At 65.0% G+C, this 25425-nt stretch carries 22 protein-coding genes, 1 tRNA gene and 1 pseudogene; 15 read left to right on the forward strand and 9 right to left on the reverse strand.

The genetic code is table 11. The annotated features are described in order from the left end of the window. The first annotated feature begins 490 nt into the window (after positions 1 to 490). Entirely contained in the window at positions 491 to 757 is a 267-nt protein-coding gene (locus tag ACW2Q0_RS26835) for a WhiB family transcriptional regulator (protein ID WP_433601716.1), read from the forward strand. Between the two features lie 186 nt (positions 758 to 943). Here ACW2Q0_RS26835 and ACW2Q0_RS26840 read toward each other — a convergent pair whose 3' ends face one another. The 3 genes from ACW2Q0_RS26840 to ACW2Q0_RS26850 all read right to left on the reverse strand — a co-directional run bounded on the left by ACW2Q0_RS26840 (position 944) and on the right by ACW2Q0_RS26850 (position 4732). Beyond that, positions 944 to 2287 carry an ABC1 kinase family protein gene (locus ACW2Q0_RS26840; RefSeq protein ID WP_457193690.1) on the reverse strand — a complete coding sequence of 448 codons (1344 nt, stop codon included), beginning with the start codon at positions 2285 to 2287 and terminating at the stop codon, positions 944 to 946. A gap of 83 nt (positions 2288 to 2370) precedes the next feature. Further along, a complete protein-coding gene (locus ACW2Q0_RS26845) occupies positions 2371 to 3234 on the reverse strand; it encodes a hypothetical protein (RefSeq protein ID WP_457193691.1) in 864 nt (287 codons plus the stop codon). 88 nt (positions 3235 to 3322) lie between these two features. Further along, entirely contained in the window at positions 3323 to 4732 is a 1410-nt protein-coding gene (locus ACW2Q0_RS26850) for a zinc-dependent metalloprotease (RefSeq protein WP_457193692.1), read from the reverse strand. A gap of 127 nt (positions 4733 to 4859) precedes the next feature. On the opposite strand from ACW2Q0_RS26850, the gene ACW2Q0_RS26855 reads away from it, so the two are divergent. Next, positions 4860 to 5885, forward strand: coding sequence for a YlbL family protein (locus tag ACW2Q0_RS26855; RefSeq protein WP_457193713.1), 1026 nt, complete (start codon positions 4860 to 4862; stop codon positions 5883 to 5885). A gap of 3 nt (positions 5886 to 5888) precedes the next feature. Here ACW2Q0_RS26855 and ACW2Q0_RS26860 read toward each other — a convergent pair whose 3' ends face one another. Next, positions 5889 to 6470 (reverse strand): PPA1309 family protein, encoded by a 582-nt coding sequence (locus tag ACW2Q0_RS26860; RefSeq protein ID WP_457193693.1) that lies wholly within the window; start codon positions 6468 to 6470, stop codon positions 5889 to 5891. Positions 6471 to 6703: 233 nt separating this feature from the next. Here ACW2Q0_RS26860 and ACW2Q0_RS26865 point away from each other — a divergent pair, with 233 nt between their 5' ends. Further along, positions 6704 to 9706, forward strand: coding sequence for a UPF0182 family protein (locus tag ACW2Q0_RS26865; RefSeq protein ID WP_457193694.1), 3003 nt, complete (start codon positions 6704 to 6706; stop codon positions 9704 to 9706). 113 nt (positions 9707 to 9819) lie between these two features. On the opposite strand, the gene ACW2Q0_RS26870 is transcribed toward ACW2Q0_RS26865, so the two are convergent. Further along, on the reverse strand, positions 9820 to 10368 hold the full coding sequence (locus ACW2Q0_RS26870) for a transglycosylase family protein (protein ID WP_457193695.1): 549 nt from the start codon (positions 10366 to 10368) through the stop codon (positions 9820 to 9822). A gap of 553 nt (positions 10369 to 10921) precedes the next feature. Between ACW2Q0_RS26870 and ACW2Q0_RS26875 the strand changes: the two genes are divergently transcribed. After that, positions 10922 to 10995: transfer RNA gene (locus ACW2Q0_RS26875), tRNA-Met, on the forward strand. Between the two features lie 430 nt (positions 10996 to 11425). Here ACW2Q0_RS26875 and ACW2Q0_RS26880 read toward each other — a convergent pair. After that, positions 11426 to 12706: a hypothetical protein gene (locus tag ACW2Q0_RS26880; RefSeq protein WP_457193696.1), complete on the reverse strand. Its 1281-nt coding sequence runs from the start codon at positions 12704 to 12706 to the stop codon at positions 11426 to 11428. A gap of 81 nt (positions 12707 to 12787) precedes the next feature. Between ACW2Q0_RS26880 and ACW2Q0_RS26885 the strand changes: the two genes are divergently transcribed. After that, the gene (locus ACW2Q0_RS26885; protein ID WP_457193697.1) at positions 12788 to 13042 is read left to right on the forward strand and encodes an acyl carrier protein; all 255 of its coding nucleotides are present in this window, start codon (positions 12788 to 12790) and stop codon (positions 13040 to 13042) included. Between the two features lies 1 nt (position 13043). On the opposite strand, the gene ACW2Q0_RS26890 is transcribed toward ACW2Q0_RS26885, so the two are convergent. Continuing rightward, positions 13044 to 14504 carry a class I adenylate-forming enzyme family protein gene (locus ACW2Q0_RS26890; protein WP_457193698.1) on the reverse strand — a complete coding sequence of 487 codons (1461 nt, stop codon included), beginning with the start codon at positions 14502 to 14504 and terminating at the stop codon, positions 13044 to 13046. A 222-nt stretch (positions 14505 to 14726) separates the two neighbouring features. On the opposite strand from ACW2Q0_RS26890, the gene ACW2Q0_RS26895 reads away from it, so the two are divergent. From ACW2Q0_RS26895 to ACW2Q0_RS26920, 6 genes and pseudogenes are all read left to right on the forward strand, one after another. Next, the gene (locus ACW2Q0_RS26895) at positions 14727 to 14969 is read left to right on the forward strand and encodes an SIS domain-containing protein (protein WP_457193699.1); all 243 of its coding nucleotides are present in this window, start codon (positions 14727 to 14729) and stop codon (positions 14967 to 14969) included. A 49-nt stretch (positions 14970 to 15018) separates the two neighbouring features. Further along, positions 15019 to 15783 carry an HAD family hydrolase gene (locus tag ACW2Q0_RS26900; protein WP_457193700.1) on the forward strand — a complete coding sequence of 255 codons (765 nt, stop codon included), beginning with the start codon at positions 15019 to 15021 and terminating at the stop codon, positions 15781 to 15783. After that, a pseudogene (locus ACW2Q0_RS26905) lies at positions 15780 to 16022 on the forward strand (family 65 glycosyl hydrolase); the annotation flags it as partial. The gene ACW2Q0_RS26900 and the pseudogene ACW2Q0_RS26905, both read left to right, overlap by 4 nt. Positions 16023 to 16061: 39 nt before the next feature. Beyond that, entirely contained in the window at positions 16062 to 17489 is a 1428-nt protein-coding gene (locus ACW2Q0_RS26910; protein ID WP_457193701.1) for a lipase maturation factor family protein, read from the forward strand. Between the two features lie 176 nt (positions 17490 to 17665). After that, positions 17666 to 18127, forward strand: a complete 462-nt coding sequence (locus tag ACW2Q0_RS26915; protein ID WP_457193702.1) for a DUF2231 domain-containing protein — start codon at positions 17666 to 17668, stop codon at positions 18125 to 18127. A 175-nt stretch (positions 18128 to 18302) separates the two neighbouring features. After that, on the forward strand, positions 18303 to 19109 hold the full coding sequence (locus tag ACW2Q0_RS26920; RefSeq protein WP_457193703.1) for an SgcJ/EcaC family oxidoreductase: 807 nt from the start codon (positions 18303 to 18305) through the stop codon (positions 19107 to 19109). A gap of 32 nt (positions 19110 to 19141) precedes the next feature. Here ACW2Q0_RS26920 and ACW2Q0_RS26925 read toward each other — a convergent pair whose 3' ends face one another. After that, complete coding sequence (locus ACW2Q0_RS26925; protein WP_457193714.1) at positions 19142 to 20053, reverse strand: sterol desaturase family protein; 912 nt, start codon at positions 20051 to 20053, stop codon at positions 19142 to 19144. Positions 20054 to 20259: 206 nt separating this feature from the next. On the opposite strand from ACW2Q0_RS26925, the gene ACW2Q0_RS26930 reads away from it, so the two are divergent. Together ACW2Q0_RS26930 and ACW2Q0_RS26935 are read left to right on the forward strand one after the other, a co-directional pair. Continuing rightward, entirely contained in the window at positions 20260 to 21429 is a 1170-nt protein-coding gene (locus tag ACW2Q0_RS26930) for a sensor histidine kinase (RefSeq protein ID WP_457193704.1), read from the forward strand. Then, entirely contained in the window at positions 21426 to 22088 is a 663-nt protein-coding gene (locus tag ACW2Q0_RS26935; RefSeq protein ID WP_457193705.1) for a response regulator, read from the forward strand. Before ACW2Q0_RS26930 ends, ACW2Q0_RS26935 begins: the two co-directional genes overlap by 4 nt. Before the next feature lie 284 nt (positions 22089 to 22372). Here ACW2Q0_RS26935 and ACW2Q0_RS26940 read toward each other — a convergent pair whose 3' ends face one another. Further along, positions 22373 to 22585: a hypothetical protein gene (locus ACW2Q0_RS26940; protein WP_457193706.1), complete on the reverse strand. Its 213-nt coding sequence runs from the start codon at positions 22583 to 22585 to the stop codon at positions 22373 to 22375. Positions 22586 to 22825: 240 nt separating this feature from the next. Between ACW2Q0_RS26940 and ACW2Q0_RS26945 the strand changes: the two genes are divergently transcribed. Both ACW2Q0_RS26945 and ACW2Q0_RS26950 read left to right on the forward strand, forming a co-directional pair. Continuing rightward, positions 22826 to 23974 carry an alpha-hydroxy-acid oxidizing protein gene (locus ACW2Q0_RS26945; RefSeq protein ID WP_457193707.1) on the forward strand — a complete coding sequence of 383 codons (1149 nt, stop codon included), beginning with the start codon at positions 22826 to 22828 and terminating at the stop codon, positions 23972 to 23974. Between the two features lie 79 nt (positions 23975 to 24053). Continuing rightward, complete coding sequence (locus ACW2Q0_RS26950; RefSeq protein ID WP_457193708.1) at positions 24054 to 25331, forward strand: glycosyltransferase 87 family protein; 1278 nt, start codon at positions 24054 to 24056, stop codon at positions 25329 to 25331. The last annotated feature ends 94 nt before the right edge of the window (positions 25332 to 25425 follow it).

Raw genomic sequence — 25425 nt, forward strand, 5'->3', positions numbered from 1 at the left:
GCTGCCCCCGTCATGTCGGCCTCCCGGGGGATCCTCGCTGCTTTGCAGGGGATCGGTCTGTCCGGCGTCGGCGTATCCGGGGATCACGGCAAAGCCATGAGCACGCATTCCCCGATGTGCGTCGTCATTCAGGACAAGCCAAGCGCGGGCTGGCACCCGGCATTTGCCCACACGGCAGAAGCCGGCGCCTTCGCAGTTGCGGCCGGATATGCACCGGCAGATCTGCAGGCACGCCTCCGCCGCACCGCACACCCAGCGACCGTGATCAGGATTCGACAGAGATGTCGAACTAGGTAGGGAACACTCCCCGACCTCCTGGCCACGGATCGCCCGAAGCGAAACCGTGGCCAGTATTTTCTACCGGCCCTTCAGCCACCACCGGCCTCGGTTTCGCGGAACGAACGAACGTACCGCTGCAAACGAGCTGAAGGAGAACGACGTGTTCACCGCAGAGAGGCCACAAGCCACTACTGACGTGACATGCCGAACCGTGGCACGGCCCACCCGTACCCGGGAGGTCACAAAGGTGCCTTGTCGAGCCGGAGATCCCGATCTCTGGTTCGCCGAGAGCCCGGTCGAGTTGGAGCAGGCCAAGGCGCTGTGTGCGTCTTGCCCCATCCGAAAGGGCTGCCTGACCGCGGCCATGGATCGGCGCGAGCCTTGGGGTGTCTGGGGTGGTGAGATCTTCGACCAGGGTGTCGTGATCGCCCGCAAGCGCCCGCGTGGACGTCCACGCAAGGTCGCGATCTCGGTATGAGAACTGTGATTCCCCTCCCTCCGGTCGCTGAGGCCCATCCAGTCGGTTCGGATTCGGCTGAGTCCGATCAGCCCGAATCCGATCAGCACAGGGCCCAGGAACGAGAAAGCAAACAAGCCGCTCACCGTGAGATCCGGTGGGCGGCCCGTTTGCGTTCTCGGCCAATCGCTTTCGGCGCGGCGTTGTTCAGCTCGCGGAGCGCTCCTCGCGGAAGCCGGGCATCCAAGCCCGCACCAGTTGCATGAACGGCAGTTCCGCATCGAGCTGGGCCAGGATGCCGACCGAACCGCCGAGCACGCGGAAGATCATCACGTACTGCGCGGGCAGTTGCAGCGCCCGCGCGGTTTTCATATTCGGACTGCCGATATCGGAGGCCTTACCCGCCACCTGCTGCATCCACTTGCGGGTGAAGTGGAATGAATCGGTCTGGATCGGGTCGGTGAACGGCCGCAGGTAGTCGGCGATTTCCTCATCGGTGACCGTCCGGCCCGGAATCACCCAGCCATTGTCGTACATCAGCTCGATCAGTTCATCGAAGCGTTCCTCGAGTTCGAGGGACAGCATCCGGCCGAGGACCTCCGGAAAGCCTTCCGGCATGGGCGCGCATGCGCCGAAATCGATGACGGCCAGCTTGCCGTCGGGCAGCATCATGAAGTTGCCGGGATGTGGATCGGCGTGCAGCAGACCGACGGTCTCCGGTGAGCAGAAGTGGAATTTGCCCATCAATGCGGCGACCCGATTGCGCAGCATGCGCGTGCCCTCCGGATCCTCGGCGCCCTGCTTGATGATCTGCGAGACCGGGGTGCCGTCCAGCCATTCGGTAACGATCACCTTCGGCGCGCTGGCCACCACCTTCGGCACCACGATCTCCGGATGTCCGTCGAATGCCTTGGCGAAGGCGCGCTGGTGGGCGGCCTCGTTGCGGTAGTCGAGTTCCTCCTCGGTGCGTTCGCTGATCTCGGCGAGCAGCGGCTTCACATCCGCGCCCGGAATCACCGAGGTGATCAGACCGGACATCCGCGACAGTGTCTTGAGGTCGGCGCGCAGCGCCTCGTCGGCACCCGGATACTGCACCTTCACCGCGACGGCCCGTCCGTCCGACCACACCGCCTTGTGCACCTGGCCGATGCTCGCCGATGCGGCGGGGGTGTCCTCGAAGGAGCGAAAGCGCCGCCGCCAGTGGGTGCCGAGCTGCTGGTCCAGGACCCGATGCACGGTCTCGGCGGGCATCGGCGGCGCTGCGGCCTGCAGTTTGGTGAGTGCCTCGCGATAGTGCTCGCCGAACTCCTCGGGAACCGCGGCCTCCATGACGCTCAGCGCCTGGCCGAACTTCATCGCGCCGCCCTTGAGCTCGCCGAGCACGGTGAACAACTGCTCGGCGGCCTTCTGGTTCAACTGGGCGTTGATCTCCCCCTTATCGCCACCCGCCAGCTTCTTACCGAACCCGACGGCGGCTCGACCGGCGATACCCAGCGGAATCTTGGCTAACTGGGCATTGCGGGACGAGCGGCGGCGCACGATCTCAGACACGTACCCATCATGGCGGACGGACCCGTCCGATCGCCACGACAATCGTGATGTCCTTGCTTGACGGGCTGTAAGAAGCGACACTCTCATCCCGCGGTACCAGCGAAAATTCGGCGGCATCCGCAGCCGTCGTGCTGTGGCCATTCCCGGCGCGAGATCCGGTGTGTATCGAGTTCGAGTTCGATCGTGGTGTTCATGGTGTCGAGCTGACGGTCGGGGGAGCAGTGCATGATCGCCTCGAGTTCGCCGAGCAGTAAAGCCGCCGTCGCCAGGATCCCGGCCGGCGAGGCGTGCCCGACCCGGCCGAGTAGCTGGCTCGCCAACTGCGGCCACTCCGGGTCGTATTCGCAGCGGATCAGATCCAGGCAGCGCAGGCAACTCGTCAGGCCGGGAAAAACCAGCGGACCGACCACACCCTTGCCATCGCGAATGCGGACCGGCACATGTGGAATCCCGTGCAGTACCAGCTCATTGGCCAGGCGCGGTTCGACGACGAGCGCATCGGCAAGCACCACGAGTTCACCGTGCCAATCCAGCACCGAACCGTCGGGCCGGTACCCGCGCGAGCGGATCGGCCGCAGTCCGAGTCGACGCAACCCGTTCGCCACCGCATCCGAAAGCGGCCCGAGTCCGTGCACCCGCACCGAACGCACCCGCCCGAGCCGTGGATTCGGATGCAGCAGCAGGCCCGCGTCATCGATGCGGTCCAGCAGCTCCGCCGCGTTGTCGGGGTCGACGCCGCATTCCTCGGCCCGCCAAATGACCTGCGGGCGGCTGTGCATACCATCCAGCAGCCGCAGGAATGCCAGCACGGTATCGGTATCCAATGCCGTCCGATCGAGTAGCAATGCCCGCTCCGGATCCCACCCCAACTGCACGACCCCGGAGGGCCGCACCAATACCGTCACCCGCGGGGCCAGCATCGGCCCGCACATCCGCCTCGTCGTCATGGCAGCAGTATGCGGATCGGACCATCAGCGAATCAGCGCGAATCCCGCAGTAATCCACAGGAATTCGCGCTTATCAACAGGACACTTCTCAGGACGCGTCGATGTCCTTGCCGAGGTCCGGGCCGGATTCACCGTCACCCTTGGCGGCCTCGCGTTCGGCCTTTTCGCGTGCCTCGGTTTCGGCTAGTTGGGCCAGCGGATCGTCGAAGGCGTCCACGCCGCCGCCGATCACCGAATCGATGAAGCCCGCAGGGGAGTCCAGGTCATTCGAGTCCGGCAGCAGGTCCGGATGTGCCCAGATCGCGTCGCGCGCGTCGATGCCCGCATCGGCGGTGAGCCGCCGCCACAGCGCCGCTGCCTCGCGCAACTTGCGCGGCCGCAGTTCGAGTCCCACCAGCGTCGCGAAAGTCTGCTCGGCGGGACCACCGGTGGCGCGGCGGCGGATCAGGGTCTCGGCGAGTGCACCCGCCCCCGGCAGGCGATCACCGATCGCTTCGGTGACGACGACCTGCACCCAGCCCTCGATCAGGGCGAGCAGCGTCTCCAGCCGCTCCAGGGCCAGCTTCTGTTCCGGGGTGGTCTGCGGTTCGAACGCGCCCTGCGACAGGATCTCCTCGAGTTTCGAGGGGTCGGTCAGCGACATCGGGTCGATGCTCTGGGCCGCCGACTCCAGTGCGGAGAAGTCCATCTTGATACCGCGCGCATAGTCTTCGACCGCGCCGAGCACCTGCTGACGCAGCCACGGCACATGTCCGAACAGGCGCTGATGGGCCGCCTCGCGAGCCGCGAGGAAGACCAGGATCTCGCTTTCCGGCTGCTCGAGTCCAGCGCTGAACTCCGAGATGGCCGCGGGCAGCAGCGCGGCGGTGCCGGTCGGGCCGAGCGGCAGCCCGATATCGGTGGAGGTCAGCACCTCATTGGCGAGTTGGCCTAGCGCCTGCCCGAGCTGCGAGCCGAAGGCGAGTCCGCCCATCTGCCCGAGCATGCCGACCATCGGACCGGCGAATTCCCGCGCCTGCTCCGGCAACTGCGCGGACCACATGCCGGAGATCTGTTCGGCCACCGGATCACACAGTCGCTTCCAGGTCGGCAGGGTCTGCTCGATCCAATCGTTGGCGGTCCAGGCCGCGGTTCTGGCGGCGCCCGCGGGCAGTGTGGTCGCGCTGTCCAGCCACAGTTCGGCCAGGTGCGCGGCGTCGCCGACGGCCTTAACCGTACTCTCCGTGACCGGCGTCACACTCGCGCCGAGTTGCTGGCGGGCCAAGCGCTTGGCCACGTCGTAGTTGACCGGGCCGGATTGCGCCACGCCGGGCTGCCCCATACCACTGAGCATCTGCCCCAGTGAGGTGAGCATCTGGCCGAGCTGGGCCGGATCGAAACCGCCCGCACCTGCCCCGCCGAAGCCGAACGGATTGTTCGCCCCGGCACCGCTCGGCTCGTCGCCGCGCTTACGGTCGTCGTCATCGCGGTTCGAGAATCCGAAGGGGAGGTCACTCATACCCCAAACATTACGCGCGTGGTGTAGGCCGCCGATGTTCGCGCGGCGCGAAATCTCCGCCACGCGCACGCCGGCAAATATGCGCCTCGCACGACTGGGCGCGGCGACGATCATTACTGTGGTTCAGGTGAATCGTCGGATCCTGACCCTGGTGGCCGCCCTGATCCCGGTGCTCGTCCTCGGTGTGGTGGGCAGCCTGCTCACGGTACCGTTCGTCGCACTCGGGCCGGGACCCACGTTCAATACCCTCGGTTCGGTCGATGGCAAGCAGGTCGTCGACGTCCGCGGCGCCGAAGTCGACCCGGTGACCGGTCATCTGAATATGACAACGGTCTCGGTGCGCGACGGGTTGAATATTTTCGAGGCGTTCGGGTTCTGGGTCAGCGGTCAGTACGGACTGGTTCCGCGCGCCGAGGTATATCCACCCGGTGTCCCGCGCGAGGAGATCGATAAGTCCAATCAGCAGGACTTCAAGGATTCCGAGGGCAATGCCGAGGTGGCGGCGCTGCACTTCCTGAACCTGCCGACGGTGGTGCTGGTGCGCAAGGTCTCCGACGACGGCCCGGCGAAGGAGACGCTGAGGGCGGGTGACGAACTGGTCAGCGTCAACGGCACACCGATCGCCGCGCCCAAGGATGTCGTCGCCGCGGTGTCCTCGCAGGCCCCCGGCAGCCAGATCACCGTGACCTACCGACGCGAGAACACCGAGAACACCGTGACCATCACCCTGGCCGCCCGCCCCGACGATGCGAGTAAGGGCTACCTCGGCCTGACTCCGACCGAGGGTGCGCGCCCGCCGATGGAGGTCTCGTTCAACCTCGCCGATATCGGTGGACCGTCGGCCGGTCTCATGTTCAGCCTCGCGCTGATCGACAAGCTCACGCCCGGTGAACTCGACGGCGGCAGGTTCGTCGCCGGTACCGGAACCATCGATCAGGACGGAAAGGTCGGCCCGATCGGCGGCATCCAGTACAAGATGATGGCCGCACGCGATGCCGGTGCGCAGACCTTCCTGGTCCCGGCCGCCAACTGCAATGAGGCCAGACAGCGCACACCGGACGGCCTGCGCCTGGTGAAGGTCGAAAACCTCAGCGGCGCAGTGCAATCCCTCAACGATCTCAACGCGGGCCGGGAGACCGTCTCCTGCGGCTGAGCCTCACTCCAGTGTGTGGTGCAGCGCCTCGATCAGGTTGGGCGCCAGATTCGGATGGGTGCGCAGTTCGAGATCGCCGAAGTCGTCGACATCGTCCTCGGGCTTGACCTGCAGCAGGCACAATTCCGCGCCGGTGCGCAGCACCGCGGCGAACAGTCGGGCCGTGCGCCGTCCGGGATGCGTCTCGGCCGCGGCGCGCGCGGCCGCATCGGCGGCCTCGTGATCGGCGAGCAGCGGGGTGAGCGCATCGTCGAGGGTGCTCTCGGCATCCGGCGGCAGCACGACGATCTCCTGGACCAGCAGACAGCCGCTCACGGCCTCCGGCCAGCTGGTGGTCGCGAGGAATTCGTCCAGCGCCATCGACCCGCCGGTGATGTCGTCCGGGAACGACTCCTGCGCAATCGCGGTCAGCTCGCTGCCCTCATCCAGCTGATCCAGCAATCCGGGCTCGGCCGCGACCAAATCGGCCGTCGGCACCAGCGCGAACATCTGCGGCGGTCTGCCCCAACCCTCGGCATCGACGAATTCCGCCACTTCGCGGACGGAACGGGCGAGGACGAGTTCGGCGTGCAGATCTGCGGTCACACCGGACATCCTTGCACCAGCAACCAGGCATATGTATCGAGGGCGGTGTGATCTCGCGACCACCACGGAATCGAGTCCTGAGAACATGCGGCGCCTAAGGCGCTGCCACTGTCACAGCCCGATTCCGTAGAGTGGGCGCGAGACGGTCCCCAGGGACCATCTGCAACATTGGACTGCGGTGTCACGGCCGAGAACATCGGCGCGCGCGCCGCCGGACCTTGGAGAGTGGCATCGTGGGCATGCGGCCCCCCACCGGCTTACCTTCGTTGTCCCGACGCAGCCGAGTGCTGCTGGTGGCGGCCATCATCCTGGCGGCGCTGCTGCTGCTGGGACCGCGGCTGACCGACACCTATACGAACTGGTTGTGGTTCGGCGAGGTCGGTTTCCGCAACGTCTATCTCACCGTCTTGCGCACGCGGATCCTGTTGTTCATCGTCGTCGCGCTGTTCGTCGGTCTCGTCGTCTGGTTGGCGTTGTTGCTGGCCTACCGGTCCCGGCCGGTATTCGTGCCGGTCGCGGGGCCGAACGATCCGATCGCGCGCTACCGCACCACCGTGATGAGTCGGCTCAAACTGTTCGGTGTCGGTATTCCGCTGCTGATCGGTGTGCTGTCCGGCCTGGTGGCGCAGTCGAATTGGGTCACCGTGCAGCTGTTCCTCAATGGCGATTCGTTCGGCCAGAAAGATCCGCAGTTCGGTCTCGACGTCGGGTTCTACGCCTTCGACCTGCCGTTCTATCGGATGGTGCTGAACTGGCTGTTCGTCGCGGTGGTCATCGCGTTCTTCGCCAGTCTCGTGACGCACTACGTCTTCGGCGGCCTGCGCCTGACCGGCCGCGAGGGCACGCTGACCAAGCCCGCGCGTATCCAGCTGGCGGTAATCGCCGGAATTTTCGTATTGCTCAAGGCGATTGCCTACTGGTTCGATCGCTACGAACTGCTGTCGAGCAGTCGTAAGGAGCCGACCTTCACCGGTGGTTCCTACACCGATATCAACGCTGTACTGCCCGCGAAGCTGATCTTGCTGTCCATCGCGGTGATCTGCGCGATCGCCTTTTTCGCCGGTATCGTGTTGCGCGACCTGCGGGTGCCGGCGATGGCGGCCGCGTTGCTGGTGCTCTCCTCGGTCCTGGTCGGCGCGGTATGGCCGCTGGTGGTCGAGCAGTTCTCGGTGCGTCCGAACGCCGCCGACAAAGAAAGTGAATACATCGAACGCAATATCGCCGCGACCAGGCAGGCGTTCGGCATCACCTCGGACAAGATCGAGTACAAGGACTACAAGGGCGATAGTTCGAAGAGTCCGCTGGAAGTTCCGGTCGACGCGGCGACGATCGGCAATGCCCGCCTGCTCGACCCGAATATCCTGTCGCCCACCTTCACTCAGCTGAAGCAGTTGAAGAACTTCTACGGCTTCCCGGAGTCGCTGGATATCGACCGCTACACCCTCAACGGCGATACCCAGGACTACATCGTGGCCGCCCGCGAACTGCACCCTTCGGCGCTGAGCGGCAATCAGACCGACTGGATCAACAAGCACACCGTCTACACCCACGGCAACGGCTTCGTCGCGGCACCCGCCAATCGGGTGAACCGGCCGCAGTACGAGGACCCCAACGCCAATACCGGCGGCAGCAGCGACAGCGGCTACCCCATCTTCCTGGTCAGCGACCTGTTCAACTCGACCGACCAGCAGCAGATCAAGGTCGACCAGCCGCGCATCTATTACGGCGAACTGATCTCGCAGTCCAATCCGGACTACGCGATCGTCGGCGCCGTGAATGGCTCGCAACCACGCGAATACGATTCCGACACAGCGCAATTCACCTATAACGGCAAGGGTGGCGTGTCGATCGGGAACTGGTTCAACCGGTTGGCCTTCGCGGCCAAGTACACCGAGCGCAATCTGCTGTTCTCCTCGGCCATCGGCGACAACTCCAAGATCATCTTCAACCGCAGTCCGCGCGAGCGGGTGCAGAAAGTGGCGCCCTGGCTGACCACCGACGGCAATGCCTATCCGGCGGTCGTCAACGGCCGGATCCAGTGGATCGTCGACGCGTACACCACGCTGGACAACTACCCGTACGCGCAGACCACCTCGCTGGAGGGCGCGGTCGAGGACAGCATCGATAAGAAGACCGGAAGGCTGCTGCCACGCAAGGAGGTCAGCTATATCCGCAACTCGGTGAAGGCCACTGTCGACGCCTATGACGGCACGGTGACCCTCTACGAGGTGGACCCCACCGACCCGGTGCTCAAGGCCTGGCGCGGTGTGTTCCCGGGCGCGGTCAAACCGGAGAGCGAGATCTCACCGGAACTTCGTGCGCACTTCCGCTATCCCGAGGATCTGTTCAAGGTGCAGCGCGAAATGCTGACCAAGTACCACGTGGACAATCCGCGAGAGTTCTTCACCAACAACGCTTTCTGGTCGGTGCCGAGCGATCCGACTGCCGAGGGCGGCACGTTCAACCAGCCCCCGTACTACGTACTGCTCGGTGATGCGTCGGCGAACAATAAGCCGGTATTCAATCTGACCAGTGCCATGGTCGGCTACAACCGGCAGTTCCTGTCCGCCTATATTTCGGTGCGTTCGGATCCGGACGGCTACGGCAAATTCACGATCTTGCAATTGCCGACCGATACGCAGACACAGGGTCCGCAGCAAACGCAGAACAGTATGACGACGGCGCCCGAAGTATCCAGCCAGAAAACACTGCTGTCGAACTCGAACAAGATCAGATATGGCAATCTGCTGACATTGCCGATCGCCGACGGCGGAATCCTTTATGTGGAGCCGTTTTACAACGAGCGAAATACCGGCGCGGGCAGCTCCACCTTCCCGCAGCTGCTGCGTGTGCTGGTGAGCTACCGCGATGTGGCGGGCAGTGTGAAGGTCGGTTTCGCCTCCACCCTGGCCGATGCGCTGAATCAGGTACTACCGGGAACGGGTTCGCTGGCCACGCCGTTCGGCGGTGATCCGGCGAGCAGGCCGAAACCGGGCACCACCCCGCCGTCGGACCACGGCGCCACTGCGCCGACACAGGGCATGGCACCGCCGACACAGGGCACCACGCCGCCGCCGGCGACCGGTTCCGCGGCCAAGGATGCCGCGGCCGCGGAGCTGAGCAAGAAGATCGAGAATGTGCGCAATGCCATGAAGTCCGGGAATTTCCAGGACTTCGGCAAGGCGCTCGAGGAACTGGACGCCGCGGTCAAGGCGTATCAGGACGCCGGCCGCTGACCCCGATGGAACGGCCCCGTCACCCGGTTCCCTTGGGGTGGCGGGGCCGTTCTCATCGACGTCGAGTCGACGCCGACCTCGGCGCCGTTGCCGAGTGACGTCGGATTCGTACGTCAGTGACCGAGCGAGTCGATCAAAGCGCCGTTCTGGTCCAGCAGCTGCTGGTACTGGCCCTCCAGGCCGTTCTGCTTGGCCAGCTGGTAGCCCGCGGACTTGGCCAGCTCGATGGCGGATTTGACGTTGGTGGCGGGGGCGGGGGCAGCCTCTGCCGGCGCGGCCGGCCCCGGCTCGACGACGGCGGGGCTCGGCTCGGACTGACCGGCACGCAGGTACCGGCCGCAGACCGGCCACGCGCCCGAACCCTGGGTGGCGAGCACATTCTCGGCTACCCGGATCTGCTCTTCCTTGCTGGCATTATTGGCGGAACCGGCGCCACCATTGGCCGCCCAGGTGCTCTGCGAGAACTGCAGACCGCCGTAGTAGCCATTTCCGGTATTGATACCCCAGTTGCCACCGCTTTCGCATTGCGCGACGCCATCCCAATTATGGGACGGGGCGGCCGCTGCGGTGCCGGTGGAAAGACCGAATGGGACGGCAACGAATGCGCCGGTGACAGCGGCATAGCCGAGGGCGCGGGTGCTGAGCTTTCGGTGCTTCGACATGTTGTATTCCCTCCCTGCGCCCACCGCTCCCGGTAATGCAATTGCCGAGTCCCTGCCCCCAGGTGTCGGGGATCCTCGAACCGCGGGACAGGGTCGCCGGCGTTCGGCGGTTCGAGTTCGAGCCCAGCACGTTTTGACCTGGGCCGTGGTCCGACGGTAACCAAGAAATCTCGACAGATCACATCTTGATAACTTCCCAATTATATGATGCGAATAACGGGCATATCGGTGTTTGCGCAGGTCGTAAATGCTTCGAGAATGGATTCCGAACGGTCGGTTATAGCATCGTTATGTGTTCGGGATCACTAAGAAATAGTGACTCAGGTCACGTTTGAATCCGCTGGCCGACCACTGCTCTGCCGCATTTCGATCGGCTTTCGCCGCTAAGCCCGCACATGTGCGGTGGGCGGATTCGTGGATGTCCGGCGCCGTCTCTCGTGGCCTCCCTGCTTCTGCGACCGCCTGTCCTCCAGCGCGCTGACCAGGGTAAACCCCCTGGAGGATAAGTGATTTGCCTTCCGCGCTCAGACGTGTGTAATGTGGTGTTTACCGACGCGGGGTGGAGCAGCTCGGTAGCTCGCTGGGCTCATAACCCAGAGGTCGCAGGTTCAAATCCTGTCCCCGCTACAAGCGGTCTAGGCCAGGGAGATTTTTTATCTCTCTGGCCTAGGCTATTTTTCCCGGTCCACTAGGCCTTTCGGCCTTCACCCGCCGCCATTGATTGTCGAAGTTCGTCGGGCGCGCTGCGTTCCGGTGCTCGACTGATCGCGCACGTCGCCGATCTCGACGGTCAGCGCGCTGGTTGCGGTTCTTCAAGCCTCGATCTGCACTTCGGCATGTACCGAGCTTGCGCACGGGCGAGGCAAGAGCCAACACCGAACACAAAGCAAGAGAGTTCACTGGGAGGGAGATGGTTTGGGAGGGTACGTTACGTAGAGCTGCGCAACCTACAGTGACGTGTTCGCACGGCTGAGCGCGCTCAGCGCAATAGGCAAGCCGGGTAAGACCGCTGCGGGCCAGAGCATGGTAGCTCCAGACGTGCGATCGGTGCGGGTTCTTATCTGGCACTTTCGAGCCGGGCCACCGCGTTGTCGGTGAGCCAGCAGACCTCATCCTCGCTCATCGCGATTGCCGTGTACCCGACGCTGAGGTCCAGGCCACCAAGCCATTCGTTGGCGATCACAAACAGTGACGGGCCGAATATGTCGATCGAAACGGCCCTGGTGACGTCCTCGAGCGTGTAGGCGCCGTAGCTGGTCTGCAGGCCGGACTGACCTGCCGTGGTAACAGCGAGTCCGTCGATGCGCTGGTTGTGCTTGATCGTTGGGCCGGCTTCGTACCGATACACTTTCCATCCGGGAAGCTTCATGACCGAGGCGGACTCCTGGTCCTTGGCCAGCGCGGCGATCAGCTTGAACGAGGCATCACGGGCGGTTGCCCAGAAGTCGTCGGTGATCGGGTGCTTGGTACGCAGGATGTCGATGTAGCAACCGTAGATCCCGTGCGGCGGCGCGGGTTTACAGAGGCGACGGAGGTCGACCGTGGCCAACACGGTCATGGCGTCGAGCCCGTACCGCTCGCGTATGGCAAGCAGGAAGGCCGCCGTCACCGCACCGTGCAGCGTCGTCCGGTGGGTTTTGATGGCATCCTCGAGCGTCGCCGTTATGACGGGCCCGAGGTGACGCGCGAGTACTCGCGTTTCGTCCTTCGGATCGGGCACCGTCTGCTTGGGGAGCCGAATAGCTGGCGTATAGGTGGTCTTCTTGCCACTGCCGGACTTGTCGGGCAAGCCGGCCTCTAGCGGCGGGGGCAGAGCAGTGTGGAGCGGGGGTTTCAGTTGCGCCCTGGCTGGATCGGCGAGGAATTCGAGAAGTTGGTGAGCGAGCATGTTGGCGGACTGGGCGTCGAGCGTCGCGTGATCGGCGCAGATGACGATGTGGTTGACGTCGGCGTCGGGCGACTGCCGCACCAGCGTTATCCGCAGGCGCGGATGGTTGCCCTTCGGGATCGGCGTGCGGATGTCGGAGGCAAGAATTTTGCGCCAAGCGTCCGGGTCGGTGTCGTCGAGCACCTTCAACGGGATCTCCGTCGTGCCCTCGGTGTCGAACCAGGGCCGGCGATAGGCGAAGGGCGGTAGGCGTCCCCAGGCAATCTTGCCGGGGCGGATATGAGCGCGAAGGATGGGGTGCTGGGTCTGTAGCCAGGCGAGCGCGCGCTTCACCAGCGCAGGATCGAGGCGGCCGCGCACGTGTAGCACCTGCATGGCGATCAGCCCGCCATGGGCATGCAAATGATTGAGCAGTCGTTCCTGTTCGCCCAGTGGGCGTGTGTCGCCCAAGCCGTCCTCCCACGTTTTCGAGCACCATTTCAGGTCGCGATGAAATTGGCTAATATGCTCTCTGAATAAGGGACGCGAGTAATGAACGCTATCGAACAACCGATCATCGAGTACATCTCCGGCATGGTGGCTGAAACCGGTGGAGCGCCGGTCGATCGTGAGACCCTTTTGCTCGAGGCCGGCGTGCTGAACTCGATCGATCTGGTGAAGCTGATACGGTTTCTCGAGAAGCGATTCAAGATCAGCATCCCTGAGACGGATATACGGGAGGACCTGTTCGAATCGCCTGCGAACGTAGCGGCCTACGTTTCGCAACGAGCGAATCTGCCCGCCTGAACTAAAGCTCGCGCAGCCGGGCGCGGAGCAACTTGCCAGCCGAGCTGCGCGGCAGTGCGTCGATGAACGCGATCTCGGCCGGGACCTTCTGGACCGACAGCTTTCTGCGGGCATAGCGAATCAACTCATCGGCCGACACGTCCGCCCCTTTGACGACAAACGCGATCAGCCGATTGCCATCGCACGGGTCTGGGAGACCCGCCACTGCGGCTTCGGCGACAGCCGGCAAGGTCATGAGCGTCTCCTCTACCTCGATGGGATCGATCTTGTAGCCGGATACCTCGATCAGCAGTTTGCTGCGGCCACGGATGAAGATGCGGCCTTCTTCATCGAGCGAGGCAAGATCGCCGGTCCGGAACCAGCCCTCATCGAACGCCTCAGCATTGGCTGCGGCATCGCCGAGATAGCCCCGCATGAGCGAGGATGAGCTTAGTTCCATTTCGCCGACGGATGGGCCGAATTCGGTGTCGAACGCGACGATGCGGACCCTGGCGTCGCCCGCCGGCTTGCCCACCGAGGCCCAGCTTGCGTCGGGATCGGCGGAGTTGTTATGCGAGACCATGCTCGCCTCGGCCGAGCCATAAGCCTGACGGAGTGTGACACCAAGGCGCTCACGCACCGCTTCGAAGATCGGCCGCTTCAATGCGACGCCGCCCGAGAAGGCCAGGCGCAGCCTGAGTTCGAAATTGCCGGGCTGACCGGCGACGATTTCGTACATTGCCGGAACGGCACCCATGACGGTGACGCGCTCGCGGACCATGGTGTCGAGCAGCTTCTTGCGCGAAAGCACCAGCGGCAGGGGATCGCTCCAGTAGAGCGTCGTTGCACCACGGGCGACGGCTTCCGTAGCGCCCAGGATGAAGCCCAACGAGAAGTTGCCCGGCAGAATGTCCAGAACTATATCGTCGGGCTGAAGGTCCCAGGCCGTGCTGCTTCGTTCGCCATCAGCGATGAGTTCGGCATGGGTGTGCGGCACCACCTTGGGCAACCCGGTCGAGCCGGACGAGAAGAGGTAGAGCGCCGTTGTGTCGCCCGGCAGTTTCGGTAGCTGGGCGGTTGCACTTGCTTCGGGCAGGGCACTCGTCAGGAACAAGGGAATGCCGGGGGCTGCATCTGCGATCAGCATGTCGGCGGCAGCGGCGAGGCCGGGAGTTGAGATGACGGCCTCGAGCCCGGTCTTTTGCGTGAGCATGGCAAGTTCGGATCGGGTGGCCGTCACGCCCAGCGGCATCGCGATGGCGCCGATGGCGAAGAGCGCGTGGGAAGTGACGAATAGATCGGGTGAATTCGGAATCAGCAGGGCAACCGCGTCGCCGCTGTCGATGCCGCGTTCGATGAGGCCGGCGGCGAGTCGACCGATCCGCTCGACCAAAGCGGCGTAGGGCGTAAAGACTTCACCCTGCCGCAAACCGCTGGTGAGCGGTGCCTGCGCTGTCAGCGTGAGCAAATTGTCGTAGATCATCTCTACTCCGCAGGGTCCGCCCCCTCCGCCCGCAACGATAGGAGTGCGATGCGGCATGTACAAGGCGTCAGCGATCGCGCCTGCCACCTACCACCAGCTGCGGCTGGTGCGTCGGGTCCGAAAGCTCGGGGCGACCGCACGCGTGCTGACCGACGAATTGCGCGATATCGAACCCGGCGACGCCCTCATCGCGGTATCGATTCACCGCTACGCAGTGACACCGTGCGCGCCGTCGAGTCCGCGAGCCGCCGGGACGCGACCACCATCGCCCTCACCGACGTCGCATTTTCTCCGCTGGCCCGCATCGCCGATGTGACCTTCTACGTCGCAACCGGTTCGCTCACCGTCCTGCGTTCCCTCACCGCCTGCACCGAACAGGTCCACGCGGTGGTCACCGCCATCGCACTGCGCCTGGAATCGGTCGGCACCGATACCGACATACTCGACGATCAATCGCTCGACTAGTCGCGACCACGCGCTGTTTGCCGGTGCTATGCACGGGTACCGCTGGGGTATGACGCCCAGCCATGATCTCCGGGGCCTCGGATTGCCCGAAACGATCTCGGTGGCGCTGTTCGACCTCGACGGTGTGTTGACCGATACCGCGGCGGTGCATCGGCGGGCATGGAAGGCGGTCTTCGACGAGTTTCTCGCCGGTCGCAACCCCGGCCCGTTCCAGCCGTTCACCGATGCGGACTATCTGGGCTATGTGGACGGCCGCTCGCGCGCGGACGGCATCCGGGAGTTCCTGACCTCCCGGGGGATCACGCTGCCGGAGGGGGAACCCGATGCGGGGGAAGGCGAGCCGACCGTGCACGGGCTCGGCAATCGGAAGAATCGGCTGTTCCGGTCGTTTCTCGAACGCGACGGCGTCCATGTATATCCGGGATCACTGGCCTATCTGACCGCGGCGCGCACGGCCGGGTTGAGAACAGGTGTGGTGACCGCATCGGCGAATGCCCACGAGGTGTTGTCGGTCGCGGATCTGGCCCGGTTCGTCGACGTGTGTATCGACGGCGTCGAGATCGCCCACCGCGGCCTGCGCGGCAAACCCGCGCCGGACGCATTTCTCGCGGCCGCCCAGGCGCTGGACGCGAAGCCGGCACAGGCCGCGGCGTTCGAGGACGCGATCGCCGGGGTAACGGCCGGTCGGGCCGCCGACTTCGGATATGTGGTCGGCGTCGATCGAGTGCGCGATGGCGCACAGGCCGACGCATTACGTCGGGCCGGGGCGGATGTGGTCGTCACCGATCTGGCCGAGCTCGGGTCACGGCAATGACTGCCGATTGCCGTGGCTTCGACATCGCGCCATGGCAATTGCGTTGGTGCGGGCTGGATCTCGACGCATTGCATCGAACCGAATCCATCTTCGCACTCGCCAACGGGCATCTCGGGCTGCGCGGCACACTGGAGGAGGGGGAACCCGTCGGCAAGCCGGGAACCTATCTCAACGGGTTCTGCGAGAACCGCCAATTACCTTATGCCGAAGCGGGATACGGCTATCCGGAGGAGGGGCGGGCGCCGTATCGCTGGCGGTAGCGGTAGGAAGGAGCGGGCATGCCATCGTTCACCGAATCCGAGTACTGGTTGGGCAGACTGGTTTTCCAACACGGTCTGGCCGTCATCTATCTGATCGCCTTCGTGGCCGCGGCTCGGCAATTTCGAGCCCTCATCGGCGCGCGGGGGATGCTGCCGGTGCCCCGATTCGTCCGGCGCGTCGCGTTTCGCCAGGCTCCCAGCCTTTTTCATTTCCACTACTCGGACCGGTTCTTCGCTGTGGTCGCCTGGTCCGGCGCGGCGCTGTCGGCAGCGGTGGTGGCCGGAGCGTTGCATCTGGTGCCGCTGTGGGTGGCGATGCTGCTGTGGGCGGTGCTGTGGGCGTTGTATCTGTCGATCGTCAATGTGGGGCAGGCGTGGTACGCGTTCGGGTGGGAGTCGCTGCTGCTGGAGGCCGGATTCCTGGCCATTTTCCTCGGCAATGATCGGGTCGCGCCGCCGGTGCTGGTGCTGTGGTTGGCGCGGTGGCTGTTGTTCCGGGTGGAGTTCGGTGCCGGTCTGATCAAGATGCGTGGCGATTCCTGCTGGCGCGATCTGACCTGCCTGTACTACCACCACGAGACCCAACCGATGCCCGGCCCGCTGAGCTGGTTCTTCCACCGGCTGCCCAAACCGCTGCATCGGGTAGAGGTGGCGGCCAACCATTTCGCCCAACTCGTCGTGCCCTGGGGACTTTTCGCGCCGCAGCCGGTGGCGAGCGTGGCCGCCGCGTTTATCATCCTCACGCAGCTGTGGCTGGTGCTTTCCGGCAACTTCGCCTGGCTGAACTGGGTGACGATCCTCTTGGCCACCACCGTGATCGATGTGTCCTCCGCGAAAGCGATACTGCCCGTACCGAGTTCGCCGTCGATGTCGGCGGCACCGCCGTGGTTCGTGGGTCTGGTGGTCGCGTGCACTGTCGTCGTGGTGTCCCTGAGCTACTGGCCCGCCCGCAATCTGATCTCGCGCCAGCAGCGGATGAATGCGTCCTTCAACCCCCTGCACCTGGTCAATACCTACGGTGCGTTCGGCAGTATCGGCCGCACCCGCGAGGAGGTGGTGTTCGAGGGCACCGACGAACCGGACATCACCGATCGGACGCGCTGGCGGGAGTACGAGTTCAAGGGTAAGCCGGGGGATCCGCGACGATGGCCACGGCAGTGGGCCCCGTACCACCTCAGGCTGGACTGGCTGATGTGGTTCGCCGCGATCTCCCCGTCCTACGCTCGCGGCTGGCTGCTCGCCTTCGTCGAGCGACTGCTGCGCAACGATGCCGCGACACTACGATTACTGCGCCGCTGTCCCTTCCCCGACTCGCCACCGACATACGTTCGGGCGCGAATCTATCTGTACCGCTTCGCGACTCGCGCCGAACTCCAGCACGAACACATGCTGTGGCAGCGCACCCTGGTCGGCGAGTATCTTCCGCCGATGGCCCTCGGTCAGTAGTAACTGCGGCCGGTCGGGCCGCCGGAGGCCGACCAGACCTCGGTGATCAGCCCGGCGGTGACGCGCAGGAACGGCGGGACACAGTTGCCGGGATGAACCGCTCACCGCGCTGAACCGTGAGGTGAAGGAGATGCTTGGGCCGCAACCGCCGCGGTCACGAACTCCGGGAGTGCTTCATGTCGACAGTCAACGGGTTACCCGCCCATGTACTACTGGTGCACCTGATCGTGGTCTTCGTACCGTTCACCGCGGCCCTGCTCATCTTGTCGGCGGTCTGGCCCGCGGCTCGTCGCCGACTGATCTGGCTGCTCACCGCGCTGGCCGCCAGCACCACCGCCCTTACCCCGGTGACGACCGAGGCAGGCCAGTGGCTCCAGCACAAGCTCGGTGGATCCCCCGCCATCGATAAGCACGCAAACCTCGGTAACACGATGATCTACTTCGTGGTGCCCCTACTGCTCGTCACCGCACTGCTCATCATCATCCATTTACGCACCGAACGCGGCCGCCCGGTGACTCGCGCAGTTACCGTACTGGTCGCCGTACTGGCAATCGCCGCAGGCGCCGCAGCCACCACCCAGGTCTACCGCGTCGGCGAATCCGGCTCCCGCGCAGTCTGGGGTGCCCAAGCCCCTTGACATCCAGTCCACCGGTCTCGCCCAGCGCTGGTTGGGTGGTCGCATATCTCATGAGTATCGCGCAACACGTCCAGGCAGTCCTTGTCGAGCAGGCGCCGAGCACTTCGCGCCGAACCCGCGGCGCAGAAATTAGAACATGTTCTACCATGTGATGCAGCAGCTAGGAGGAACACTCATGCCGCTGGATTCCACAGCCGAGAACCTGATCGCGGCCGTCCGGGCATCACCGCGTGCGGTGGCGGCACACGACAAGGCGGCCTGGGTCGAGTTGTTCACCGCCGATGCCACCGTCAACGATCCGGTCGGTTCCCGCCCGCATATCGGCCGCGCCGCGATCGAACGGTTCTACGACACCTTCATCGGCCCCAACACCATCGAATTCCAGGTCGACCACGACTTCGTGGGCCCATCCACGGTGGTCCGCGACCTGCTGATCCGCATCACCATGTCGACCGGCGCCACCGTCGCGGTGCCCATGCACCTACGCTACGACCTCGTCGAGGAAGACGGCGTCTGGAAGATTATCCGGCTGGCCGCCTATTGGGAGTTGGCCGCGATGATCGTGCAGTTACTGCGCACCGGAGTGCCCGGACTCGGTGCCGCCCTGAAATTGGGCCCGCAGCTGATCGCCAATCAGGGCTTCGACGGCATGTTCGGCATGACGCAGGCGCTTCGCGGCATCGGCCGATCGGGCAAACACGCTGCGGCCCAGGTGTTCTCGGCCGTGGCGGCCACAGATATCGCACGAGTTCGTGGCCTGCTCGGTGAGCGCGCGATCATCGAATTACCGGCCGGAACCAGGATCTCGCTGGAGGAGTTCACCAATCGGGCGCGAAATATGCAGTGGGACAAGCTGATCGCCGCAGGCCGCGCGGTAAGCGTCAGCGTCCGGCTGGATTCGGCTCGGGGCGTAGCCTTCGTCGACTTCGCGCCCGACAGTCGACGAATCACCGCTATCCGAATATTCACTCGATCTAGGTGATCCGTGGCGGCGCCGAGACGCCGCGGACGACGCTATGCGGCGATCGAACCCTCGCGTGCTGACTCGGCGGGCTGGCCGTGCGCGTCATCGGCCTGCGCGGCTTCGGACCATCCGGGCGGGCCGAAGACGTAGCCGAGGCGGCCGCGCCACGTATTCGCATGGCGCACATCGCTGATCAGTGCGCCGAGTTCGTGATAGTTGACCCGCAGTGGGTTGTCCGTGTCGATGTTCTTGGTGAGCCCGTAGCGGATGGGCTCGGTCTCCGCGGCGAAGCTGCCGAACAGTCGGTCCCAGACGATGAAGACACCGCCGTAGTTCTTATCGATATAGGGCTGATTCGAACCGTGGTGGATGCGGTGATGAGCCGGGGTATTGAACAGGAACTCGATCGGGCGCGGCAGGGTCCGGATGCGCTGGGTGTGGATCGGGAACTGGTAGAGCAGTCCGATGGTCTGCAGCAGGAAGATCATCCACGCCGGGAGCCCCAGCAAAGCCGCTGGGACCCAAGCGAATCCGCGCACGATGCTGGCTGCCGGATGCACCCACGGCAGGCGGATGGCCGTGGAGAGATTGAAGTACTGACTGGAGTGGTGGACGCTGTGCGCGGTCCACAGCAGCCGGACCCGATGGTCGGCGCGATGGGCCCAGTAGTAGCACAAATCGGTGACCACCAGCCCGAGCACCCACGCCCACCAGGTGGTCGGCGACAAGTGCAGTGGCGTAATAGCGGCTGCGACCACCACCGCCGAGAACGGAATCAGATACTGCTGCACCGGCTTCAGGAATCGGCCCAGCAGATAGGTGGTGATATTGGCGGCCATATCCCGCCCGGAGTGGCCGTTGGCCGGGCGATCCGAATCGCGGCGATAGTCGATCCACTCCACGAACATGAGTACGGCGAACGCCGGAATGGCGTAGATGAATAACTGCGCACCGATCACGATGACTCCTCCGCTGTACTGTTTCACCGCCACGTTACGGGCCCTGGCCTGCGCAAACATCGCGCTGACGAGGGATTTGCGATCCCCCGGGCGGGGGATGTGGCGCGCTTGGCGCCCGGGCAGAGTTCGGTCCGAGGAATATGAACGAACCCTGGGTAGGATCGCCCGCGGACAGCTGGACCCGGACTGCGCGAAGGTGGTGCGAACTGTTGGATCTGAGCAGATCGCTGGCCCGCCAATCGCTGGTGGTCGCGGTGGTGGCCGCGGCGGTCGACGCCGCGATGCTGATAGTGAACGGGATCTTCGCCGTGGCCCCGTGGCAGGCCACCGCGGTGCTGATCGCCATCGTCGCGGCCGATCTGGCATTGGCCGCGCCGCCGAGCACCGCTGGTGCCGTGGCCGTGACCCAGGTGGCATTGCGATTGGCCGAGGCTCTGATGCTGCACCGGCACGGCTTCGCCGCACGCTTCGCCGATGTCGGCTTCCTGGTGGCAGGATATCGGGCGGGCGCCTGGATGGTCGGTCCGAAATCGGTGCTGACCGTCGCGGCGATGTCCGCGGGCTTCGCGGGTGCGCATCTGCTGATCCGCAGCAATACCTCGAACGATTGGCGGTTGCTGCTGGCCTCGACGATATCGGTGGGTGTGGTGCCGTGGCTGGTCGGCCGGTATACGGCGGCGCGGGGCGCGTATATCGCCGACCTCGAACAGCAGGCCACATTGCGCGCACAGGAGCAGCGGACCGCACTCGCTCGTGCCGTTGCCGAGGAACGTGCCGCCATCGCCAGGGATCTGCACGATGTGATCTCCCACCACGTCAGCGCCATCGGCATTCATGCCGGTGCGGCCCGAATCGCCATGGCCGACAGTGGCAATGCCGCCGCCACCCGATCGCTGACCGCGGTGGAGTCCAGCAGCCGGGCGGCCATGGTCGATTTACGCCGCCAACTCGATCTGCTACACGGACGCGAGGAGGATGGCCGGCGCCAGCCCGGACTTGCCGATATCGACGATCTGCTGGAGCGGGTGCGCGCGGCCGGTTTGGCCGTCGAATTCACGGTGCGCGGTGCGGCCGTCGAGCTACCGGATTCGCTGAATCTGACGCTGTATCGCATCGTGCAGGAGATGCTGACCAATGCGCTGCGCCACGGCGACGGCGCGCACGCGCGGCTGATCGTGGACTATCAGCCGAACCGGGTGGTGTTGGAGTCGATCAATCCGCTCGCCGCCACCGCCGACGTCGGCGATATGGCGGAGCACCGTGGACTCAGCGGGATCCGCCAACGTGCCGCATTATTCGGCGGCGAAGTGCGATTCGGTCGCGACGATACGCAAACTCATTGGCACACCAGGGTTTCCCTGCCGATCGGAGGTTCGTGAACGCACCGGTGCGGGTATTGATCGCCGACGACCACAGCATGTTCCGCTCCGGACTGCGCGCGGTCGTCGACAGCCAGTCCGATCTCGAATGCGTCGCCGAAGTCGGCGACGGCCGCAGCGCCATTACCGAAACCGCCCGGCTGCGACCGGACGTCGCGATTCTGGATGTGCGCATGCCGAAACTGGACGGACTCGCGGCCACCGCGGCGATTGTCGCGGCGGGCGGCACGCGCGTCCTCGTGCTGACCACCTACGACAGCGATACCAACCTCTACGGCGCACTGCAGGCGGGAGCCAGCGGGTTCCTTCTGAAAAGCCTGCCACCGGAGGAACTGGTGGCGGCCATCCGGATCGCCGCTCGCGGCGACGCCCTGATCGACCCATCGATGACGCGGCGGTTGATTTCGCGGTTCGCGGGTACGCTTGCCCCGCCGGACACCCCACTCGCGGTGGAGCAGTTGACCGCACGAGAGCGAGAAGTGTTGCTGCTCTTGGCCGATGCACGCAGTAACGCAGAAATCGCCACCGCACTCGGCGTCGGCGAAGAGACGGTGAAAACACACGTATCCCGCATACTCGCCAAACTCGGCGTCCGCGACCGGATCCACGCCGTCGTCTACGCCCACAAGCACGGCCTGGTCCCTCCGCACGGGAGCTAGCGAGGCTGTCGCACCCCGGAGCCGCCCATACTGCCCATCGGCGCGCTCGGACCGGCCGTGGCGACGCATAGCCTTCGTTGACCTTCACGGCCCCGAGCGCAACCGGACCGCGATCGCCTCGCCCTCGGCCGCAGTCGCGGCCCACACACTCGCGCTGGGGCCGTAGTCGGTGTCATTGGCGAGCCGGAGGCCTTCTCCCGCACCGGCGGTCGGGGTAGCTGGCGACCAATGTTCCGAAGGTTCCGCACGGACACAATCCATTTCGGAGGTGACACCGGTCAGTGCTAGAACTCGCCGCTGGTCGCCGGATCGGCCAGCGCGCCCTCGGCGGTCCGTAATCGGTCGGTGAGTGCCGTGAGCAGGTCCATGGACTCGGTGGACAGGCCGAGCGCCAGCCGCACCAGGCGGCCTAGCGGACGGCTCTTGATCTGACTTGCCACCAGCAGGTCGCGGTCATCGGTTCGATCGAGGTAGTCGGGATTCACGGCGGTTCTCACAATCTGTCAGCTGCTCCGGGAGTACCCGTCGCTCCGGCGGTTACCGTGCTACGGCGGACCTCGATGCGCAGGTCATCCGTGACGAACCGGTCCGACATTGTGACACGCATCACATAACTCCCGCACTGTGCGTGGTCGAATGTTCGCGGTCCGTCCGGCGTTGATCATGGACATTAGCGTCTAATTATCCGGCAAGCGGAAACTACCCCTACGATCGACTTCCCAGCGAAGGGCAGAACAGTGGCGTTCGCGGACTATCAGAACGAGATCTACTTCGCCGCGCTCGGCGGACATATGCCGGAGTTCCCGATGGACTACGCGACGCTGGAGGCCAAGGCCTCGGCCGCATTGCCCGCCTCGCTGTACTCCTATATCGCGGGCGGAGCCGGTGACGAGCTGACCCAGCGGCGCAATGTCGAAGCATTCGAGGACTGGGGTGTGGTGCCGCGCATGCTCGTCGGCGCAATCCAGCGCAACCTGTCGGTCGACGCCTGGGGACTGACCTTTCCCAGCCCGATCTTCATGTCCCCGGTCGGTGTGATCGGCCTGGTCGGCGATAAGCACGGTGATATCGCGGTCGCCGAGGCCGCGGCGAAATCCGGTGTGCCTGCGGTCTTCTCGACGCTCATGGAGGATCCGCTGGAGGAGGTCATCAGCCATGCGGGTGCGACGCCGAGCTTGTTCCAGCTGTACACACCGAAGAATCGCGACCTCGCCGCGAGTCTGGTGAGCCGAGCCGAGGCGGCCGGATATCGCGGCATCACGATCACCTTGGATACCTGGGTGCCGGGCTGGCGGCCGCGTGATCTGTCGACGGGTAACTTCCCACAGCTGCGCGGGCACGTGCTGAAGAACTACACCTCCGATCCCGTATTCCAGAAGATGGTCGGCTCGGACGATCCGCAGGCCATCGTGCTGAACTGGGCGCAGACCTTCGGAAATTCGCTCACCTGGGACGATCTCGACTGGCTTCGTCCGCTGACCGAGCTGCCGCTCATCCTCAAGGGCATCTCCCATCCCGATGACGCGCGCCGCGCGATCGATGCGGGAGTGGACGGCATCTTCTGCTCGAATCACGGTGGCCGCCAAGCCAATGGCGGGCTGAGTGCGCTGGAGACGCTACCCGGCGTGGTCGAAGCGGTCGCCGACCGGGTGCCGGTACTGTTCGATTCCGGTGTGCGCTCGGGCAGCGATGTGATCAAGGCGCTGGGCCTGGGGGCGACGATGGTCGGCATCGGCCGCCCGTATGTCTACGGTCTGGCGCTGGGCGGGGTGTCGGGTCTGGTGCACGTGCTGCGGATGATTCTGGCGGAGGCCGATCTGCTCATGGCAGTGAACGGCTATCCGGATATCGCCGCGGTGCGCGAGAATATCCGGCCGCGTCGCTGATTCAGGGCGGTGTGCGCCGCACGCGCGGTGCCACTACCGTAGGGCGGCGAGTCCGGACGCCGATCGCTGGGAGATGAGCGTGCCTGTATCGACGATCGAGAATGCGGCGGCGCTGTCCGCGGCACCGAACGAGCCCGAACGCCGCACCATCCCCGCCGCCGCGTTCTGGGTGATCTCGGTCCTCGGGACCGTGGCCGGTATGTACTACATCCACCAGGTGCGCGAAACGATGCGGGTGATGATGCATCTGATGGATCTGAGCGTCTATCAGATCGCCGGGCACCGGGTGGTCGAGGCCGTCTCCATCTACGACACGCCCCTACTCGGCCACACCCGCGGCGTCTGGGAATTCGTCTACACGCCGTTCGCGGCGCTGCTATTCGTACCGCTGGTCGGTCTGCACGGTGACGTATTCACCTATGTCGGCGCTTTCGGCAATTTCGCCATGTTGACCGCGTCGGTGTGGGCGGCACTGTCGATGCTCGGCTACCGGCGCGACCTGCGGCTGGTGCTGGTCGGCGTACCGATCGCCGGACTGCTGATGTGGTGCGAGCCGGTGCGCGAGACCATGGCCTTCGGCCAGATCAATATTTTCCTGCTGTTGCTGGTGCTCGCCGATATGGCACTGCCCGATACGGCGCGGTGGAAGGGCGTGCTGACCGGGATCGCGGCGGGCATCAAACTCACCCCCGCCTTTTTCGTGGTCTATCTGCTGGTCACCCGCAGGTACCGGGCCGCCGTGACGGCGATCGGCGCGTTCGCGGCGACCGTGCTCGTCGGTTTCGCGGCCATGCCCGAGGATTCGCTGACCTTCTGGGGTGGTGCGTTCGCCGATCCCAAGCGCGTCGGTGTCCCGGAGAATCCGCGCAACGAGTCTCTACGCGGTTTGCTCGCGCGGACCATCGGTGTCGAGGGCGCGCACCAATTGCTCTGGCTGGCAGGTGCTTTCGCCATTGCCGCAGCCTGCCTGTACCTGGCACGCCGGCTGTCGCTGACCGGATACGAACTGCCCGCGGTGGTCCTGGTCGGACTCACCACCACCGCGGTGTCCCCGTACAGCTGGGTGCACCACTGGGTGTGGCTCGCGCCGCTGCTGGTTTATCTGGCCGACTCGGCCTTGCGCGGGCGCGGTGTGGTCGTGTCGATCGGACTGCTGGTGGCGGTCGTCATCGCGTCGGGTGGTGTGATCGCCTTCTTCGATCCGACGATGAGCAGCATCTACGACTATCCGTCGGGAGGCCGCATCGCGACGGTCGTCCACAACGGATACATCTGGCTGACGCTCGCCCTGTTCGCCGCTGCCGCCGTTCAGTTGCGCCGTGACCAGCCGGACGCGATACCCGCCGCGGCACGGTAACCAGCGTCAGGACTCCGACGCGGGAGCCTGCGCCTGCTGCTGTTCCGCGACCGCCGCGGCGTGCTTGGCGCCTGAACCCCAGCCGACGTGCAAT

It is taken from the genome of Nocardia citri (assembly GCF_054065835.1).

What these genes read in the sequence shown, in the direction of transcription:
- ACW2Q0_RS26870 (WP_457193695.1), bottom strand. Translation starts at nt 10,368, where the DNA reads ATGTCGAAGCACCGAAAGCTCAGCACCCGCGCCCTCGGCTATGCCGCT.
- ACW2Q0_RS26850 (WP_457193692.1), bottom strand. Translation starts at nt 4,732, where the DNA reads ATGAGTGACCTCCCCTTCGGATTCTCGAACCGCGATGACGACGACCGT.
- ACW2Q0_RS26900 (WP_457193700.1), top strand. Translation starts at nt 15,019, where the DNA reads ATGACGCCCAGCCATGATCTCCGGGGCCTCGGATTGCCCGAAACGATC.
- ACW2Q0_RS26910 (WP_457193701.1), top strand. Translation starts at nt 16,062, where the DNA reads ATGCCATCGTTCACCGAATCCGAGTACTGGTTGGGCAGACTGGTTTTC.
- ACW2Q0_RS26915 (WP_457193702.1), top strand. Translation starts at nt 17,666, where the DNA reads ATGTCGACAGTCAACGGGTTACCCGCCCATGTACTACTGGTGCACCTG.
- ACW2Q0_RS26890 (WP_457193698.1), bottom strand. Translation starts at nt 14,504, where the DNA reads ATGATCTACGACAATTTGCTCACGCTGACAGCGCAGGCACCGCTCACC.
- ACW2Q0_RS26885 (WP_457193697.1), top strand. Translation starts at nt 12,788, where the DNA reads ATGAACGCTATCGAACAACCGATCATCGAGTACATCTCCGGCATGGTG.
- ACW2Q0_RS26920 (WP_457193703.1), top strand. Translation starts at nt 18,303, where the DNA reads ATGCCGCTGGATTCCACAGCCGAGAACCTGATCGCGGCCGTCCGGGCA.
- ACW2Q0_RS26845 (WP_457193691.1), bottom strand. Translation starts at nt 3,234, where the DNA reads ATGACGACGAGGCGGATGTGCGGGCCGATGCTGGCCCCGCGGGTGACG.